This window comes from Streptomyces sp. NPDC005811 (assembly GCF_040630405.1).
GTDB lineage: Bacteria > Actinomycetota > Actinomycetes > Streptomycetales > Streptomycetaceae > Streptomyces.
On the sequence record NZ_JBEXXK010000132.1, the window covers coordinates 1 to 2,970 of the forward strand.

Here is a 2,970-nt window from a genome sequence, read left to right on the forward strand (position 1 = left end):
CGCACGGAACCCACCCGTGACCGCCGATCGGCCGCTACACTCCCACCGCTCGACGTTTCCCCAGGTCAAGCCACGAAGTACTGCTGGAGTACTAGAGCCCCCATCTCGTTGACCAGGCGAATTCTCACTCAATGACCAGAAATCCCACCAAAGCCCGGACTCTAAAACGAGAACCTCACCGGACAACAACACGAGAACTCCCAGTAGAGTTTGGGAACAGGCGGCACCGCCACCCTGGAGCCTCGAGCTTCGCGATTCCCTTTCGGATTACGCGCCACATTCATCGAAAAGGAGAACACGGGGATGGCCGTGAAACTGCGTGAGCATCAGATCGAGGCCGTTGCCGCCATCCTGCGCGGGCTTGATATTCCATCGGGCGGCATCCCCGTGAATGGCCTGCGCGGGCAGGTGCACGCCGCATGTGGAACGGGAAAGACCATCATCGCGGCTGCGGCGGCAAAGCGGCTTGCGCCCAAGGGGCGCATTCTCGTTCTGGTGCCGACGCTGGATTTGCTGAGCCAGACGGTTCAGGCGTGGAATGCGGCCGGGCATACGGGTCCGGCGGTCGCGGTGTGTTCGCTCCAGGACGACCCCGAATTGTGGAGTCTCAAGGTGCGCAGCACTACCAATCCCGTGCAGCTCGCCCTGTGGCACAAGCAGGGGCCGATCACGATCTACGCGACGTATGCCAGCCTCGGTGTGCTGGCGGAGGCTTTCGAGGGCGTCTACGGCGAGCAGCTCGCTCCTATGGACCTGGTGTGTGTCGATGAGGCGCACCGGACCAGTGGATCGATGGGCAAGGCGTGGGCGGCCGTGCACGACCAGGGTGTCATCCCGGCCGCGCGCCGGCTGTATCTGACGGCGACGCCGCGGATCTGGCAGGAGCGGCCTGCGGACTGGGGAGTTGCCGAAGGTGTGCGGGACGCGCTGCCCGGGGAGATGGCGGCCTCCATGGACGATGAGGCCGTATTCGGGCCGGTGCTCTACAGGCTGTCGCTCGCGTCGGCCGTCTCCAGGGGGCTGCTGGCCCGGTACCAGATCATCGTTCTGGAGCTCCAGGACCCGGTCGTCACCCCGGAGCGGCTGATGGGCGAGGACCGGCGCAGCGAGGAGGTGCGCGGGCAGCGTCTGGGGGCTCTCCAGGCCGCTCTGCTGCACGCCATGGCGCAGCATCGGCTCCAGACGTGCATCACCTTCCACCATCGGACGATAGAGGCTCAGGCGTACGCGGAGGGCCTGGAGCGGGTAGCGGCGAAGCTGCACGCGGATCAGCCAGAGCGGTACCCGGCGGCCACCTGGGCGGACTGGCTGTGCGGCGAGCACGTGCCCGAGCGTCGGCGGGAGGTGCTGGGCAAGTTCGGCTCTACAGCACTGCGTGCGATTCTCTCAAATTGCCGCGTATTGGGGGAAGGCGTTGATATCAGGGCCGTGGACTCTGTGGCTCTACTGGATCCCAAGGGTGCGCCGCACGATATCGTGCAGGTGATCGGCCGGGCTTTGCGGCAGAAGCCGGGCCAGGGGAAACTCGCTTCGCTGATTGTGCCGGTTTTCCTGCAGCCGGACGAAAAGCCGGAGGATATGTTCACGTCCGGGTCTTACCGCCCGTTGGTGAAGGTGTTGGAGGGTCTGCGGGCTCACGATGAAGAGGCCGTGGAATTGCTGGCGATCCCGCAGGAGCCGCAGAAGGACGTGGCGCAGCCGTCCGTGAGCATCGGCACGCCGCCGGAGGATGGCGAAGAGGAGTCCCGGTTGCTGCTCCGTTTTGCTGCTCCGCGTGACCCGGTGATGGTCGCGGACTGGGTCAGCTTCAACATCATCGACACCGAACGCCAGGACTGGGCGCGCGGCTGGGCGGCGCTCAAGCGGTTCGCCGAACGTGAGGGCCACGCGCGGGTGCCCTACGGCCATAAGGAGGCCCCCGGGCCGTATCCCCTCGGGCAGTGGGTGGCAGAACAACGACGGGCCTACGGCGCGGGGCAGATGACCGGCCTGCGGGCCCGGCGGCTGGAGCAGCTCGGGATGGTGTGGGATGTGGCCGACGCTGCTTTTCAGGAGAACCTGGCGGCGGCGCGGGTGTACTACGAGCAGCACTGGACTCTTTGCGCCCCACGCACGACCGTGGCCCTGGACCGGCCATTGGGTACCTGGCTGTCGAATCTGCGGCGACCGGGCGCGCTGGAGGGGCATCCGGCGCGGGCGGCGGCGCTGGCGGAGATCGATCCCGACTGGAACCCGCAGTGGCCGGCCGAGTGGCAGCGGCACTACGCGGCCGTGCGGGAGCTGCTGCGCGACGAGGACGGCACCGAGCTGCTGGCGGGCGTCACGGTCCACGGGATGGACGTGGGGCGGCGGCTGGCCCGGCAGCGGGAGCATGCGGTGTGGCAGGGGCTGACGGACGGGCAGCGCGAGCGCCTGGAGCACCTCGGGGTGGAGCCCGAGACCGCGGCGCCGCAGGCCCCCGCGAAGGCCTCTGGGACGGCCTCCGGCAATTCGAGCGAGGGCTGGCGGCACTGGCCCAGTACCGGGCACGTACGGGCTCTGCGGGGCCCATCAGCCGCTCGCACGTCGAACGGATCGTGGTCGACGGAGAGGACCACGCGATCAAGCTGGGCGTGTGGGTGATGAACCTCAAGAGCCGCAGGGCGAAGCTGAGCACCGAGAAACTCGCCGCGCTCGCGGCCCTCGGGCTGCAGTGGGCGGCGGCGGAAGGCGCAGCGTGAGGGCATCGCAATGGGTGCGTGTAGGCCCTGGATGTTGGGCCGCTCCCTCAGTTGTGGCGGGCCGGCGGGGCGGGAGTGGTTAGGCTGCCGGAGTCGGCGGCGCTCTGTCTGGAGAGGGTCACCGTGCGGTTGAGGAGGGGCGGCACCCGCGTTGAGCGGACGCCGTTGGCGAATGCCCCTCGACTCCGCCCCGCCGGTCCTATCCGGTGGGGCGGAGGGCTGCGAAGTGGGATGTCCGTGTGGGAGCGAA

At 68.2% G+C, this 2,970-nt stretch carries 1 pseudogene; it reads left to right on the top strand.

From position 1 onward, the window contains the following. Positions 1–303 precede the first annotated feature (303 nt). A pseudogene (locus tag ABZ490_RS52055) lies at positions 304–2,720 on the top strand (Helicase associated domain protein). The last annotated feature ends 250 nt before the right edge of the window (positions 2,721–2,970 follow it).